Source organism: Rhodoferax lithotrophicus, assembly GCF_019973615.1.
Taxonomy (GTDB): Bacteria; Pseudomonadota; Gammaproteobacteria; order Burkholderiales; family Burkholderiaceae_C; genus Rhodoferax; species Rhodoferax lithotrophicus.
In genome coordinates this window covers 4,303,924-4,318,297 of sequence record NZ_AP024238.1, presented here as the reverse complement: position 1 = coordinate 4,318,297, position 14,374 = coordinate 4,303,924, and the positions used below count along the sequence as shown (strand labels likewise).

14 protein-coding genes are annotated in these 14,374 nt (G+C 55.7%); 6 read left to right on the top strand and 8 right to left on the bottom strand.

What is annotated here, in order from left to right:
* Positions 1-57: 57 nt before the first annotated feature.
* Entirely contained in the window at positions 58-2,055 is a 1,998-nt protein-coding gene (locus LDN84_RS19885) for an SDR family oxidoreductase (protein WP_223905204.1), read from the bottom strand.
* A 212-nt stretch (positions 2,056-2,267) separates the two neighbouring features.
* Between LDN84_RS19885 and LDN84_RS19880 the strand changes: the two genes are divergently transcribed.
* Genes LDN84_RS19880 through LDN84_RS19865 form a run of 4 tightly spaced genes read left to right on the top strand, consistent with a single transcriptional unit; the run spans position 2,268 to position 5,679 of the window.
* Positions 2,268-2,927 (top strand): phasin family protein, encoded by a 660-nt coding sequence (locus LDN84_RS19880; RefSeq protein ID WP_223905203.1) that lies wholly within the window; start codon positions 2,268-2,270, stop codon positions 2,925-2,927.
* A gap of 32 nt (positions 2,928-2,959) precedes the next feature.
* Entirely contained in the window at positions 2,960-4,219 is a 1,260-nt protein-coding gene (locus LDN84_RS19875; RefSeq protein ID WP_223905200.1) for a patatin-like phospholipase family protein, read from the top strand.
* The gene (locus LDN84_RS19870; protein ID WP_223905198.1) at positions 4,219-4,881 is read left to right on the top strand and encodes a TetR/AcrR family transcriptional regulator; all 663 of its coding nucleotides are present in this window, start codon (positions 4,219-4,221) and stop codon (positions 4,879-4,881) included. Before LDN84_RS19875 ends, LDN84_RS19870 begins: the two co-directional genes overlap by 1 nt.
* A gap of 24 nt (positions 4,882-4,905) precedes the next feature.
* On the top strand, positions 4,906-5,679 hold the full coding sequence (locus LDN84_RS19865; RefSeq protein ID WP_223905197.1) for a hypothetical protein: 774 nt from the start codon (positions 4,906-4,908) through the stop codon (positions 5,677-5,679).
* Positions 5,680-5,815: 136 nt separating this feature from the next.
* Here the strand turns inward: LDN84_RS19865 and LDN84_RS19860 are convergent, their stop codons facing one another.
* Positions 5,816-7,306, bottom strand: coding sequence for a wax ester/triacylglycerol synthase family O-acyltransferase (locus LDN84_RS19860; RefSeq protein WP_223905195.1), 1,491 nt, complete (start codon positions 7,304-7,306; stop codon positions 5,816-5,818).
* A gap of 108 nt (positions 7,307-7,414) precedes the next feature.
* Between LDN84_RS19860 and LDN84_RS19855 the strand changes: the two genes are divergently transcribed.
* The gene (locus LDN84_RS19855; RefSeq protein WP_223905194.1) at positions 7,415-7,669 is read left to right on the top strand and encodes an acyl-CoA-binding protein; all 255 of its coding nucleotides are present in this window, start codon (positions 7,415-7,417) and stop codon (positions 7,667-7,669) included.
* Here the strand turns inward: LDN84_RS19855 and LDN84_RS19850 are convergent, their stop codons facing one another.
* Together LDN84_RS19850 and LDN84_RS19845 are read right to left on the bottom strand one after the other, a co-directional pair.
* Positions 7,670-8,020, bottom strand: a complete 351-nt coding sequence (locus tag LDN84_RS19850) for a polyhydroxyalkanoic acid system family protein (RefSeq protein ID WP_223905192.1) — start codon at positions 8,018-8,020, stop codon at positions 7,670-7,672.
* A gap of 6 nt (positions 8,021-8,026) precedes the next feature.
* Positions 8,027-9,124, bottom strand: coding sequence for an aminopeptidase (locus LDN84_RS19845; RefSeq protein ID WP_223905190.1), 1,098 nt, complete (start codon positions 9,122-9,124; stop codon positions 8,027-8,029).
* On the opposite strand from LDN84_RS19845, the gene LDN84_RS19840 reads away from it, so the two are divergent.
* On the top strand, positions 9,123-9,458 hold the full coding sequence (locus LDN84_RS19840; RefSeq protein ID WP_223905188.1) for a DUF1840 domain-containing protein: 336 nt from the start codon (positions 9,123-9,125) through the stop codon (positions 9,456-9,458). The genes LDN84_RS19845 and LDN84_RS19840 overlap by 2 nt on opposite strands.
* An 89-nt stretch (positions 9,459-9,547) precedes the next feature.
* Here the strand turns inward: LDN84_RS19840 and LDN84_RS19835 are convergent, their stop codons facing one another.
* The 4 genes from LDN84_RS19835 to LDN84_RS19820 all read right to left on the bottom strand — a co-directional run bounded on the left by LDN84_RS19835 (position 9,548) and on the right by LDN84_RS19820 (position 14,343).
* Entirely contained in the window at positions 9,548-10,804 is a 1,257-nt protein-coding gene (locus LDN84_RS19835) for a phenylacetate--CoA ligase family protein (protein ID WP_223905186.1), read from the bottom strand.
* 110 nt (positions 10,805-10,914) lie between these two features.
* Positions 10,915-11,727 (bottom strand): ABC transporter ATP-binding protein, encoded by an 813-nt coding sequence (locus tag LDN84_RS19830; RefSeq protein WP_223905184.1) that lies wholly within the window; start codon positions 11,725-11,727, stop codon positions 10,915-10,917.
* Positions 11,728-11,886: 159 nt separating this feature from the next.
* Complete coding sequence (locus LDN84_RS19825) at positions 11,887-13,212, bottom strand: ABC transporter substrate-binding protein (RefSeq protein ID WP_223905182.1); 1,326 nt, start codon at positions 13,210-13,212, stop codon at positions 11,887-11,889.
* 54 nt (positions 13,213-13,266) lie between these two features.
* The gene (locus LDN84_RS19820; protein ID WP_223905180.1) at positions 13,267-14,343 is read right to left on the bottom strand and encodes a branched-chain amino acid ABC transporter permease; all 1,077 of its coding nucleotides are present in this window, start codon (positions 14,341-14,343) and stop codon (positions 13,267-13,269) included.
* Between the last annotated feature and the right edge of the window lie 31 nt (positions 14,344-14,374).

Sequence of the window (14,374 nt, the reverse complement as noted above, 5' to 3'; positions counted from 1 at the left end):
AATGCAATGGAAGCCATTGCATTCATCTGTTCATGTGATGAACGGATGGTATCACGCCTAAAAATGAATGCCCTGCATCATCTGCTGCATCGCCACCGCTTCGGCGGACAACTTGGGTTTGTCCATCTTGTCGCCTGGCTTGGCCCCTTTGGCTGCAGATGAATCTGGGAACATTCTGAAGCTGGTATTCATGGCAATTTGGGCTACGCGCGGCAGGATGGCGTGCAAAATCTGCCCCGTAATGCCTAACCGAGTGGCGATGCGCACCGGCTTGAAGATACAGGCCTGCGCGATCATGTCAGCTGCTTCTTCGGGGCTGAGGGTGGGCACGTTGTTGTACAGGCCGGTTGGTGCAATCATGGGCGTGCGCACCAGCGGCATGTTGATGGTGGTGAAGCTGATGCCCTGATCCGCAAACTCACTGGATGCACAGCGTGTCCAGGCATCCAGTGCAGCTTTGCTGGCCACATAGGCGCTAAAGCGGGGTGCATTGGTCAGCACACCGATGCTGCTGATGTTGACCACGTGGCCTTTGTGTTTTGTCGCCATGCCGGGCAAAAAGCCGGTGGTGACGCGCAGGCTGCCAAAGTAATTGAGCTGCATGGTGCGCTCGTAATCATGAAAACGGTCGTAACTCGACTCGATGGCGCGGCGGATAGAGCGCCCGGCGTTGTTGATCAAAAAGTCCACACCACCATGGGTCTGGATGACCTGCTTGACAAAATTGGCGCAGTCTTCAGCCTCGGCAATGTCCACCGCATAGGCAATGAATTGATAGCCTTTGGCTTTGGCCTGCGCGCACGCCTCATCCAACTTCTCCTGGTCACGTCCGCAGATCAAGGTGATCGCACCGGCCTCCGCAAATTTGTGGGCTGCAGCCAAGCCAATGCCTGAAGAACCGCCGGTAACCAAGACCACCTTGCCGCCCACCGTACCGCGCAGGCTATGGTCAATATGCAAAGCGGGGTCAAGATGGCGCTCCCAATAGTCCCACAAGCGCCAGGCGTAATCTTTCAGGTTTGGGCATTCCACGCCCGTGCCTTTCAGTGCCGCCAGCGTATCGCGACAGTCAAAACGAGTGGGGTAGTTGACAAAGGTCAGCATATCTTCTGGCAGACCCAAGTCTTTCATGATGGCGTTGCGAACCCGGCGCACCGGGGCCAGCGCCATCAGGCCTTTGGTCACGCTGCGGGGAATAAAGCCGAGCAAGGCCGCATTGACGAATACATTCATCTTGGGCGCATGGGCGGCTTTGCTGAAAATGTCCAGCACATCACCCACACGGTAACCAATCGGATCAACCAGGTGGTAGCAACGGCTGGCAATGCCATTTTGGTGGCTGATGGCGTTGAGTGCATCCACCACAAAATCCACCGGAACAATGTTGATGCGCCCGCCTTCCAGGCCAATGGAGGGCATCCACGGTGGTAGCAGTTGGCGCATGCGCTGAATCAATTTGAAAAAGTAATACGGACCGTCAATCTTGTCCATTTCACCGGTGTTGCTGTCGCCTACCACCATGGCCGGGCGGTACACCGACCAGGGCACTTTGCACTCGGTGCGAACAATCTTCTCGCTTTCATGTTTGGTCATGAAGTACGGGTGATCGTAGTTCTCTGCTTCGTCAAACATGTCCTCGCGGAAAACACCCTCGTACAAACCGGCCGCAGCGATGGAACTCACATGGTGGAAATGTCCGGCATTCAAGGCCTTGGCCAGTTCAATCGTATTGCGCGTGCCATCCACGTTCACTTCAATCTGGCTGGCCTCATCTGCGCCCAGGTCATAAATCGCGGCCAGATGGTAGAAATGATCAATGTTGCCTTTGAGTTGTTTGACCACATCTGCCGACACGCCGAGTTTGGGGCTGGTCAAATCGCCAAACACCGGAATCACCCGTGCCGCACTGGCCGCCCAGAATTCACGCAATGCCTTGACTTTGCTCTCGCTGTCTTTGCGGATCAAAAAATACACGACAGCGCCTTTGCGCTCGAGTAATTTTTTGACCAGTCGTTTGCCAATAAACCCGGTCGCACCTGTGACGAAATATTGCATGTCCAAACTCCATTCGAATCCGGCATTCTTGCCTGATTTACCCCAATTTTTCGTCAGAGTAAACCCGCACAATTTGTCATTGCGGACCGCAGAATTAGAACGTAGCACCTACACGTTCTCCACACCTGGCTCTAAAGTTGGCAACCTGTATGCGGCATCGGCACTTACAACCCTGCGCATCATTTATTTCTTGGCCCCAACTGGAGAACCTTATGGTCACCAAACTGAAAAAATCCACAGCCGCCCCCAAAGCAACGTCCAAAACTGCTTCCAAATCCTCCCCGGATCTGTCAAGCTCCATCAAGGATTCAGCCCAACAAATCTGGCAAGCCGGGCTGGGGGCATTTGCCAAGGCACAAGCAGGCGGCACCAAAGCTTTTGAAGCGCTGGTGAAAGAAGGTGTGACCTTACAGCGCAAGACTCAATCTGCTGCTGAAGAAAAAATTTCAGAAGCCACCCAAAAAATGACCAGCATGGCCACAGACATTACCAGCAAAGCTTCCGGCCAGTGGGACAAGCTGGAGAGCATTTTTGAAGACCGCGTGGCCAAAGCGCTCAACAAACTGGGTGTTCCATCGGCCAAAGACATTGATGCGTTGATGGCCCGCATTGATGCGCTGAACGCCAGTGTGCAAAAACTCACCGCAGCCAAAGCGGTGACGAAACCAGCAGGCAAGCCTGTTGTTGAAGCAGCGGCTAAAACCACTGCCAAAGTGGCCAAAAAAGCGGCACCTAAACGGACGGTTGAACCCGCTGCTCCGGTGCCGGAAAAAGCTGCCGCCAAACCGGTTGCCCGCAAACGGGTGGCGCGCAAGACACCGGTAGAGGTGGCCGATGTGGCGCTTGAGCCAACTCAGGCAAACCCGGTTTGACAACGGGCTGATCAGCTCTAAACTTTCCGTTCATGAAAAACCGCCATCCGGCCCCTGCCCAAACGCCGCTTCCCAAGATCGGGTTGGCCTTGGCTGGCGGTGGGCCGCTGGGTGCCATTTATGAAATTGGTGCATTGTGTGCACTGCAGGAGTCGTTACAAGGTATCAACTTCACCCAGTTGCAACACTATGTGGGCGTGTCGGCTGGCGGGTTTATTGCCGCCGGTCTGGCCAACGGCATCACGCCACAGCAGTTGTTTAGCCTGTTTATTGAAGACCGCAAACGCCATACCGAAGCGTTTGACCCATCCTGGCTGTTGAGGCCAGCGTTTGCAGAAATTTTTTCCCGCAGTCTGCGCTTGCCAGCGTTGATGCTGGTGGGTGCCTGGCACAGCAGCTTTGGCAGGCGTTCGTTGATGAACGCTCTCGAACGTTTGGGGCCGAGCCTGCCCACGGGTATTTTTTCAAATACACAGATTGATGTGGAGTTGACCCAGCTGTTTTCCAAGCCAGGGCGCACCAATGACTTCCGGCAACTTCGATCCCGTCTGACTTTGGTTGCCACTGAGCTGGACAGCAGCAAGGCGGTTTCTTTTGGCCGCCCGGGTTGGGATCACGTGCCGATTTCCAAAGCCGTGCAAGCCAGTGCCGCACTGCCTGGACTGTTTCCGCCGGTTGAAATTGACGGGCAGCATTTTGTCGATGGTGCGCTGATCAAGACCATGCATGCCTCCATTGCGCTGGACGATGGTGTTGACCTGATGCTGTGCCTGAACCCGCTGGTGCCATTTGATGCGTCTGCTCCCTCGCGCTCTGGCGACGCTTGGATGCCTTGGGCTGCGCCGATGCCCATTCCGCGTATTGTGGAGGGGGGATTGCCCGCTGTGTTGAGCCAGACTTTCCGCTCACTCATCCACTCCCGCCTGGAGCTGGGCCTGAAATCTTATGAGTACGCCTACCCCAATACCGACATTGTGCTGATCGAGCCCAGTCATCATGACCCGGAGCTGTATCTGGCCAACACCTTCAGCTACAGCCAGCGCCGTCATTTGGCGGAACACGCTTACCAACAAACCCGCCAGATGCTGCGCGCCAACCAAACTGGCCTGAGCAGCAAACTCGGTTACCACGGCATCACCTTGAACCATGCCGTGCTGGATGATGTCAACAGGCATTTGTGCCAGTCCAAACGTCCATCCACCCGGGTGGGTCTGTCCTTGACCAAGTTGCACAATATTCTGGACAACCTGCAACAAGCGATGAAAGTTGCTTCACCTGAGGACATTCACTGATGGTCAAAAAAGCGCCCCGGCGCACGGCAGAGCGCATTCTTGAAGTCACATTGACGTTGTTTAATCGCTTTGGTGAACCCAATGTCTCCACCACACTGATTTCCGCAGAGCTCAACATCAGTCCGGGTAATCTGTACTACCACTACCCCGCCAAAGACGAGTTGATCAACGCCTTGTTTGACCGGTTTGAGCGCGCCCTGAATGACCTGCTCAATGCCAGTGACGATGTGCGTGATGTCGAAGATGCCTGGTTTTTCTTGCACACCCTGTTTGAACTGATCTGGCATTACCGGTTTTTGTACCGCGACCTGAACGACCTGCTCAGTAAAAACCGCCGCCTGGAAACCCATTTTCAAACCATCCTGAAAAACAAAACCCGGGCCATCAAGGCCCTGCTGGATGGCATGCGCCGTGGCGGTGCGGTGCACATTGATTCGCGTGAACTGGATGCCACCGCCACCAGCATGGTGGTGATCCTGACATACTGGTTGAGTTTTGAATACGTCCGAGACCCACGCAACGCCCTCGAAGACCAAAACGCCCAGATGGCGCTGCTGCGTGGTGCACAGCATGTGTTGAGCCTGTTGTCCCCCTATCTTGAGCCGGGGCAACGCGCTCACCTGGTTCATTTAGCCGATGCCTACAATAAGGAATCCAAGTAAAACAACAGTGAGCAGGAGACCACCATGGCCAAATGGACCGCTTTCCCTTATGCGGGTGAATTTGATTTTGATGCCGAGCGTGTCAAAAAAAATTGGGCCAGACTGCACACCGGTGATCTGGAGCCCTTGCCCGAAGACCCCAGGTTGCTTGATGCCTGGGCACAGTTCCACAGCGGGAAGTTTCACCAAGCTTGCAACTCTGGACTCCAGCTTGGGTTGGCCGGCCTGAATGTGGCCAATAAGGCCACATGTATGTACGCCACCTACCTTGAAAAGCACGAAGAGCGTCGCTTGGCCTTGTTTCTGGAAGCCGCCCAGCGTGCTGAGCACCACATCAGTCAAGAACCGGACAATGTCAATGCGTACTACTTGCACGCCTATGCTTTGGGGCGTTACAGCCAAGGCATCAGCGTGGCCAAGGCATTGGCACAAGGCATGGGCAACAAGATTAAAACCAACCTTGAAACCGTACTCAAACGCCAGCCACATCATCCCGATGCACATATTGCCCTGGGTGCTTTTCATGCCGAAGTCATCGACAAAGTCGGCTCCCTGATTGGGGCAATGGCCTATGGCGCACACCGGGACATGGGGCTCAACTTGTTGGATCAAGCCTTGAAATTACACATGGCATCGGCCGCAGGCATGATCGAATATGCCCGCGCCATGCTGATGCTGGATGGTGAAACAATGTTGCAGGAGGCCAACCGTCTGTACCAACAAGCTGCGTGCATCTGTCCCATGGATGCACAGGAAAAACTGGATTTGGAGCTGGCACGCGCCGAGTTGGCCGATTGACCGGTATGGTGTGTTCGTCTGAGTAAGGCGTTGTCGCCGGTCATGCATCAAGACCACTTTGTCTGGTTCTGAAAATAAGTGCCATTTAGGCCTCTGATGCCCTTTTTATATGCGTAAGTAGCTATATAAATAATAGCTATTCTTTGCCCCAGGGCAGCATCAGCGTCAGCCAACTCAGGCGGTCAAATTCCGGGGCAAAGTGATCAATGATGGCTTGTGGATTCGGGCACAGTGTGGTGTCACTGATGATGCCAAACTGCACCCCGCCGCCATAGCTCAGGATCGACACGCCTAAACCCACGGTGCCAGACTGCGGTACCCAGAACAGTGTTTGTTCCAGTGTCGAGCCACAAAACTGAAGCTTCTCACGTGGCCCCGGCACATTGGTCATGACCGCCGTGGTTTTTTTGGAAAACAGGTTCAGCATGGCATCCTGCACCGGTTTGATCAGCACCCCGGCTACCGCCAGCAGGGCAAATGCCAGCAGTGGCTGCATGCTGCCTTTGAGCTCCCCCATGCGCTTGCGCACCTCAAACACCCGCTCGACCGGGTTGTCCAGCCCAATCGGTAACACCACCGGGGCCAGACCAAACTGGTTGCCCAGTTTGTAGGCCTCGCTCATGGGGCGCAGGTTAACCGGCACCATGGCACGGATTTCTTTCCCCACGATGGGGTCACCATGCCCACGCAAGTACTGTCCAATGGCACCGGCGACACAGGCCAACAAAACATCGTTGATCGAGCATTGCAGTGCTTTGCCGACCGCCCGCACCTCATCCAGGGGCATTGGCTGACACCAGGCCACCCGCTTGGCCTGGCCGGGCTGGCCTTTGAGCCGCGTGGCCGAGTCATCGGGCATCAAGGCCAGGGCTGCGCCATCGCGCAGCACCTGGTAGGCCAATTTGGCCATGTCGGCCGAGCCACTCATGCCTTTGGTGAAGCCTTTTTCCACCAGCATTTCAAGCGCATGGCGTGGGTCACCCAGCGCACCAAAGGCTTGTGCCGCGCCGTCTCCTGCCGCATCCAGGGCTTTGACTGCCGCCACTGTCAGCGGCTCAATCAGGGTGTGGGACATCCAGTCTTCGGCCGCGGCCCAGGGGGATTCGGCTTGGGCCCGGTGCTTGTGTGGTGGTGGCTCGGCCCCACCATCCACCAGCGACTGCGTGACGGCAATCAGCGCCAGGCCATCGGCAATGCAGTGGTGAATACGCACCAGCAAGACCGAGCCGCCGTCGTAGTGTTCAATCAGACGGAATTCCCATAAGGGATGACGCATGTCCAGGGGCTGTATGGCCAATTCGCCCAAACGTGTTTGCAGGGCCTGTTGGGGGTTTTGTTTGGCCGAGGCGGGCAGTTTTTCGCGCACCACATGGCGGGTGATGCGAAAGTCGGTGTCGGTCACCCAACTTGCACCCGTGGCATCCAACTGCACCCGCTGCGAAAACCGGGGGTATTTGAGCAAACGCTCTTCAATTCGCGCACACACAGCTTGGTAACTGACCTTGGGCCGGATGATCCACACCCCCAGAATCATCATCAGGTTGCTGCTGGAGTCCATGCGCAGCCAGGCAGTGTCCACCTTGCTCATCCGCTCAACGGTGTGGACAGGTTTGAGTCTCTTGACCATGGTATTTTTGTTTTTGGGAAAGGACTCTATTTTGTGATCAAAAGCCAACATAAGATCACCCTTGCTTACCCTGATACCTTTCGTATTGACCTTCACCGAGATATCCCTATGTCAGATCTGAAAACCCAATTTGAAGCCGCTGTGGCCAATTCCAAAAACCTGAGCGAACGCCCCGACAACATGACCTTGCTCAAACTCTATGCCCTGTACAAACAAGGCAGCGTAGGTGACAACGCCGAGAAAAAACCCGGCTTTGCCGACATGGTTGGGCGTGCCAAATGGGACGCCTGGAACACGCTCAAAGGCACGGCACCCGATGCGGCCATGCAGCAGTACATTGACCTGATTGAATCGCTGAGCTGATCAGGCTTTCCTGGTCACTGGTTTTTTCGGTCTGGCCTCATGGCCGGGTTCGGTGGCCGCAGGTGGGGCCAGCAAGGCATCGAGATGTTTCACAATCTCGGCCTCAATCGTGCCCTTGAAGGCCCCCAACAAAAAACCCAGCTCGGCGTGCAACTCAAAACGGTCTTTGGTCACCAACAACTGGCCCTTTACGCCGGAGCGCACAAAATCCACCTCGTCGCCATGTTTGCCTTCGGTGTAAGTGCATGGCATGGCAAATTCCTCTTCCACCTGTTCGGCCCATTTAAAAGCCACTTTGCGTGCTTTTGCCAAACCCAGTGTGTGTTCCCGAACAAGATGTAATTCAGCCATGGTGTCTCAGATTGTTGTTTGTAGTGCCCATTGTTGCAGTTGCTGTACCCGCTCTTCCTGAGGGCGTTTGGCCAGCTGCTTGACGGCATCATAAAACCTTGGCCAGTCGCGCCCCTGCTGCACAAACAGGGCTTCAAAACCAGGCACCAGTTCGTCGTAGGCGGCTTGTGCTCCCAATGCGGCGTTGTTGGCCTGGGCCACCCAGGGGTCATAGCCGCTGTAGCCACCCCAGCTGGCTTTTAATTCGGCATAGGCTTTTCTGAAATCATCCATTGCTTCTGATTTGAGAGCTGCTTGCGCTTGATGGACGGGCTCTAGAGCACTGTTTTCCTTGTAAATCTCTTGCAACCTGGCACGTGTGGCGCGTGCCAGGGCGCGAAACTGCTGGCGACGGGCATCAAAAAGGGCATAGTCACGCTGCGCGGCAGGCGTGGCTTTTTGGGCCAACCAGATCGCACTGCCCAGACGTTCAACCGCCGTGGCAAAGGATTCGTTGAACAGGGTGTCATCCGGCACATACAGCACTTGGTGCGCGAGTTCATGAAACACCATGCGCGCCAGTTCACCGTCCGGGTAGGTAATAAAGGTGTTGAGCAAGGGGTCGCCACCCAGCCAGTTCATCCAGCCCAATGTGGAATAAGCGGGCACACCGTAAACGCTGACTTCCAGCCCCTGCGTGCGCAGGCTGTCCGCTTCATTCTGTGCGGCCTCCTGCGCAAAGTAGCCCCGGTAGCCCACACAACCTGCCACCGGAAAACACCAGGTTTTGAGTGTCAGGGAAAACTCCGGCGCAGCCACCACATTCCACACCACATGGCGGCGCTGCAAGTCGGCATAACGCCGGTAACTGGCGTTGTCAGGTAAATGCAGCGCAGACACCGCAAACTGCCGGATATCTTGCGCCAGCTGCAGGCGCTGTTTCAGACCATGTGAAACGGCCGGGTCAGCCAGCCAGTCGTCCACCGGGCGTGCCGCTTGCATCAACTGCCAATGCCCGGTGAGTGATTGCCAGTAATAACGTGAATCGGCGCAACCGCCCAAGACCAGTAGCAGCATCACGGCTACGATAGGCTGGCCACAGTTGAATACACGGAGAAAAAACATGCTGTACAAGTTCAAGTCCAAAGCCACGGGCGATGTGATTATGTTGCAAGCCAATGGTCAACGTATGCTGGAGATCATCGGCAAACACAGCGCCGCAGAGCCGAGCCTCAAGGGCATTTTGCTGCCTGAAGACATGCCCCATGCGCTTGATGCGCTACAAAAAGCAGTGCAACAAGAGGAAGCCCAGCAGCAAGCCGCCATTGCCCAGGCCCAGGCCGAGCACCTGCCGCCACCCCGCTTTGAGGCGGTCAGCCTGCGTCAACGCAGCGTGCCCTTCATGGACATGATCAAAGAGTGCCTGAAAGCTGAAGAAGCCATCGTATGGGGTGTTTAATTCAGGTCTAAACAGCCCGTAACCCTTGTCTAATAAGCGCAAGCAGCTACATAAAACGCAGCATAGGTTCGCCTGACCTGAAGCGCGAACTATTTGTAGCTGCGTGCGTCTTCAATCACCTTGCCATCGTTCGGCAGAGAGCCTGGCAAGACCACTTCCACCTGGCCGCGCAGCTTGGTGACATCACGGATGGCCTCCATCACTTTTTGTACCAGGCTGTCGGGTCCGCTGCAAGCGGATTCGATCTTGAGTGTCATGTGGTCATTGGCCATTTCGCCGGTCACCACCAGGCGGGCTTTGCCCACTTCGGGAAAGCGTTTGGCGATGGCATCCACTTGCCCTGGGTGCACAAACATGCCACGGATCTTGGTGGTTTGATCGGCCCGGCCCATCCAGCCTTTGATGCGGGTGTTGGTACGCCCGGTCGGGCATTGGCCTGGCAACACGGCAGACAGGTCGCCCGTGCCGAAGCGGATCAACGGGTAGGTTGGGTTGAGTGTGGTGACCACTACTTCACCCACTTCACCCTCGGCCACCGGGTCACCTGTGCCTGGGCGGACAATTTCCAGCAGCACACCTTCATCCAGTACCAGGCCTTCGCGTGCCGACGTTTCATAGGCAATGGAGCCCAGGTCGGCCGTGGCATAACACTGGTAGCCTGCAATACCACGAGCCGTATACCAATCCCGCAAGCTGGGGGGGTAAGCCTCGCCGCCAAACATGGCTTTGGTCAGGCTTGGCAGACGCACGCCCATGTCGTCGGCCTTTTCAAGGATGATTTTCAGAAAACTGGGCGTACCAATGTAGCCGGCAGGCTGCAAATCGACCATGGCCTGCACCTGTTGTTCTGTCTGTCCGGTACCGCCGGGGAAGACGGTGCAGCCCAGGGCGTGGGCGCCGGTTTCCATCATCGAGCCCGCAGGCACAAAGTGGTAGCTGAAGCTGTTGTGGATCAGTTCCCCTGGCCGGAATCCGGCGGCAAAGATCGCCCGCGCCATGCGCCAGTAATCTTTGGCCGTGCCTTCAGGTTCATAAATCGGCCCCGGACTGGCAAAGACACGTGGCAGGTGTGTGCCAAAACCATGGGTGCTGAAGCCGCCAAACACGTTGCCGCCTTGGCTGCGGCGGCTCAGTTGCAACTCCAGCAACTCGTGTTTGCGGGTGACCGGCAGTTTGGCCAACTCCGCCCGGCTGGAGACTTCGGCGGGATTCACGTTTTTGAGAATCTCGGCAAAGGCGGGTGAGGCCAGTTGGGCATGGGCCACTTGCAGTGGTAGAGCGGCCAGCAGGGTCGCTTCACGTTCAGAGGGGGTACGCGTTTCCAACGCATCAAAAAAATGACTCATGGCTGTCTTCCAGAAAACGTAGGAGCCCAGTCCTTCGGGCGAAGGCTGCAGTAATCATCGCCCGCCCAGAAGGCAGGGCACCTACAAAAAAACAAGATGTATCTTCCCAATCAGGCCAACCAACGTTTGCGGCGCTTGTAACTCTTCACATCCTTGAAGCTCTTGCGCTCGCCACCACCCATGCCCAGATAGAACTCTTTCACGTCTTCGTTGTTGGCCAGATCACTGGCCATGCCGTCCATCACCACCCGGCCGGACTCCATGATGTAGCCATAGTCCGCATACTTGAGCGCCATGTTGGTGTTTTGCTCGGCCAGCAAAAAGGTGACTTTTTCTCGTGCGTTGAGGTCTTTGACGATGTTGAACACCTCTTCCACAATTTGGGGTGCCAATCCCATGGAGGGCTCGTCAAGCAGCACCACACTGGGGTTGGTCATGATGGCGCGACCAATGGCGCACATTTGTTGTTCGCCGCCGGAGGTGTAGGCGGCCTGGCTGGTACGGCGGGTTTTCAGACGTGGGAAATAGGTGTAAACCTTGTCCAGATTGGCGGCAATTTCACCCTTGTCTTTGCGGGTGTAGCTGCCGGTGAGCAGGTTTTCTTCAATCGTCAGGTGGGCAAAGCAGTGCCGGCCCTCCATGACTTGCACCACGCCACGGTTCACCAGATCTGCTGGTGACAGGTTTTCAATACGCTCGCCACGCAACTCAATCGAGCCTTTGGTGACCTCACCGCGCTCGCCGCGCAGCAGGTTGGAAATGGCACGCAGCGTGGTGGTTTTGCCCGCTCCATTGCCCCCCAGCAGGGCGACGATCTTGCCTTCAGGCACATTGAGCGAGACGCCCTTGAGCACCAGTATGACGTGGTTGTAAATGACTTCAATGCCATTGACGTTAAGAACAATGTTGTTAGGTTCACTCATGGTGCAATTTCCACTTCTCGGGGTTTGGCCGGGGCTACATCTGTCTGGATTCAATCTGAGTTGAAGCCAACTGAAAAAGCACTCCTTTGCTTTTTCAGTTGGCGACTCGGCTGAGTCGCCAGGTTGTGTCGGCGTGTAGACACGCCGACTTTTGAAAAATCAGGACTGGCAGTCCGCCGCGGTACGCGGTGTCAGTTTTTTCTCTGCTGCGTATTTGGCTGCGGTGGTCTTCACCAGTGGCTTGATGATTTGCTCGTCAGCCTGCAACCAGTCCGAGGTGAACTTCCAGCCTTTGCCGTCCCACGTGTGAATACGCGCCCAATTGGCACCCATGTGGTCGGTACAAGAAGTGCTGACCGGACGCATCACGCCAGCAAAACCCAGGGCATCCAGCTTGGGTTGTGTCAGGCTCAGGTTTTCCAGCCCCCAGCGAATTTGCTCACCGGTCATGACCTTCCCCTTGCCAAAACGCTCTTGTGCTGCACGCACGCCTTCAATACCCAGCATGGCGCTCATGGCTCCACGCATGTACAGCACTTGGCCCACTTCTTCTTTGGGGCCGGTTCCCTGGCCCTTGGCGTGGATCATGCTCAATATATCTTTGACCACTTTGGAGTTGGGCTCGGCACCGTGTTGCATGGTGACCGCGTTGTAGCCTTTGGCCCCTTCTGCCACGTCTTTCACGTCAGGTTCGGCACCTGCCCACCACACGCCATACATCTTTTCACGGGCATAACCGGTGGCTTGTGCTTCCTTGATTGCGGTGGAGTTCATGACCCCCCAGCCCCACAAAACCACGTAGTCAGGATGGCTTTGACGTACCTGCAACCAAGTGGCCTTCTGATCCACACCAGGCGCGGTTACAGGCAAAAGTTGCAGAGAAAAACCGAGCATGGCCGCACGCTCTTGCAGCAGAGGAATGGGTTCTTTGCCAAACGGGCTGTCGTGGTAAACCAAGGCAAATTTCTTGCCTTTGAGTTTGTCCAGCCCGCCTTCTTTTTTACCAATTGCCTGCACGATGGCATCGGCAGCCACCCAGTAGGTACCTGCGAGTGGGAAGTTCCACTTGAACACCGAGCCATCGGCGCTTTCGCTACGGCCATAACCAATGGTCACCATTGGAATCTTGTCGATGGGTGCTTTTTCAGTCAGCGCAAAGGTGGCACCTGTGGACAGCGGTTGCACGAAGCTGGAGCCCTTGCTCTTTAAACGCTCGTAACACTCGACGCTACGTGCAGTGTCGTAGCCGGTTTCACACTCTTCAAAAGAAATTTTGACACCGTTGATGCCGCCACGGACATTCACCAGCTTAAGGTAGTCCACATAGCCATTGGCCCATGGCACACCATTGGGAGCGTAAGGGCCGGTACGGTAAGACAGCACGGGTACAAACTGCTCTTTGGCTTGCGCGTAGGCGGCGGTTGAGATAACCGACGCGCTGGCAACCACGGCGGCAACCGCCAAAACCAAACTCCGAACTTTCATTGTTGTCTCCTGAATTAGAAAAATACACCACCGAAAAACTGACACACTAAAAAATCAATGCGGGAAAGGCCACAGCCGCAGTTTTTGCTTGAATGTGGCCCACAGCTTGGCCAAACCATGTGGCTCCACGATCAGAAACCACACAATCAACGCGCCAAAAATCATCAGTTCGGCATGGGCCGTGCCCGCTGTTGAAATTTCAATACCGATCGGATCGAGCAGTGCAGGCAAAAACTGATTCAGAAAAATGGGCAGCACCACAATGAATGCAGCCCCAAAAAAGCTGCCCATGATGGAGCCCAGGCCGCCAATGATCACCATAAACAGCAGGCGAAAAGATTGGTCGACGGAGAATGCCGCCGGTTCCCAGGAACCCAGGTAAACAAACGCCCACAGGGCACCGGCAACACCCACGATGAAGGAGCTCACCGCAAAGGCCGTTAATTTGGCGTACATGGGGCGGATGCCAATCACGCTGGCAGCTACGTCCATATCGCGAATGGCCATCCACTCCCGGCCAATGGCGCTGCGCACCAGGTTTTTGGTCAGCAATGCAATCACCACCAGCAAACTCAGACAAAACAGGTATTTGCTGAGGGCGCTTTCAATGGTCAGACCAAATACCTGCAGGTTCGACACCGATACCGACCCCGACGGTGTATCCAGGGTGAACCACTTGATACGCAGGAACATCCAGTCCGAAAAAAACTGTGCTGCCAGTGTGGCCACGGCCAGATACAGACCTTTTACCCGCAAACTGGGCAAACCAAACAAAATACCAAAGCAGGTGGCGCACAAGCCACCCAGAATCAGGGCAGGAATCAGTGGCAAGCCGGGTATACGGGTAAAAAAGTTATAGGCACCGTAGGCACCCACGGCCATAAATGCACCTGACCCCAGTGAAATCTGGCCGCAATAGCCCACCAGCACATTCACGCCCAAGGCGGCCAGTGACATGATGACAAAGGGAATCAGGATGGCGCGAAACAGGTAGTCACTGGCCAGCATGGGGACGGCCAGAAATGCCACCGCCAGAATCAGCCCAATGGCAATGCGGTCTTGGCGGATCGGCAAGATTTGCTGATCTGCCCGGTAACTGGTTTTGAATTGGCCATTTTCTCTGTAAAACATCTGTAGTCCTCTAACAATTTTTGAGCTGTAA

Coding starts and splice junctions, on each gene's coding strand:
- LDN84_RS19860 (WP_223905195.1), bottom strand. CDS start 7,306: ATGGTCAAGAGACTCAAACCTGTCCACACCGTTGAGCGGATGAGCAAG.
- LDN84_RS19855 (WP_223905194.1), top strand. CDS start 7,415: ATGTCAGATCTGAAAACCCAATTTGAAGCCGCTGTGGCCAATTCCAAA.
- LDN84_RS19870 (WP_223905198.1), top strand. CDS start 4,219: ATGGTCAAAAAAGCGCCCCGGCGCACGGCAGAGCGCATTCTTGAAGTC.
- LDN84_RS19835 (WP_223905186.1), bottom strand. CDS start 10,804: ATGAGTCATTTTTTTGATGCGTTGGAAACGCGTACCCCCTCTGAACGT.
- LDN84_RS19850 (WP_223905192.1), bottom strand. CDS start 8,020: ATGGCTGAATTACATCTTGTTCGGGAACACACACTGGGTTTGGCAAAA.
- LDN84_RS19845 (WP_223905190.1), bottom strand. CDS start 9,124: ATGTTTTTTCTCCGTGTATTCAACTGTGGCCAGCCTATCGTAGCCGTG.
- LDN84_RS19820 (WP_223905180.1), bottom strand. CDS start 14,343: ATGTTTTACAGAGAAAATGGCCAATTCAAAACCAGTTACCGGGCAGAT.
- LDN84_RS19865 (WP_223905197.1), top strand. CDS start 4,906: ATGGCCAAATGGACCGCTTTCCCTTATGCGGGTGAATTTGATTTTGAT.
- LDN84_RS19825 (WP_223905182.1), bottom strand. CDS start 13,212: ATGAAAGTTCGGAGTTTGGTTTTGGCGGTTGCCGCCGTGGTTGCCAGC.
- LDN84_RS19840 (WP_223905188.1), top strand. CDS start 9,123: ATGCTGTACAAGTTCAAGTCCAAAGCCACGGGCGATGTGATTATGTTG.
- LDN84_RS19880 (WP_223905203.1), top strand. CDS start 2,268: ATGGTCACCAAACTGAAAAAATCCACAGCCGCCCCCAAAGCAACGTCC.
- LDN84_RS19830 (WP_223905184.1), bottom strand. CDS start 11,727: ATGAGTGAACCTAACAACATTGTTCTTAACGTCAATGGCATTGAAGTC.
- LDN84_RS19885 (WP_223905204.1), bottom strand. CDS start 2,055: ATGCAATATTTCGTCACAGGTGCGACCGGGTTTATTGGCAAACGACTG.
- LDN84_RS19875 (WP_223905200.1), top strand. CDS start 2,960: ATGAAAAACCGCCATCCGGCCCCTGCCCAAACGCCGCTTCCCAAGATC.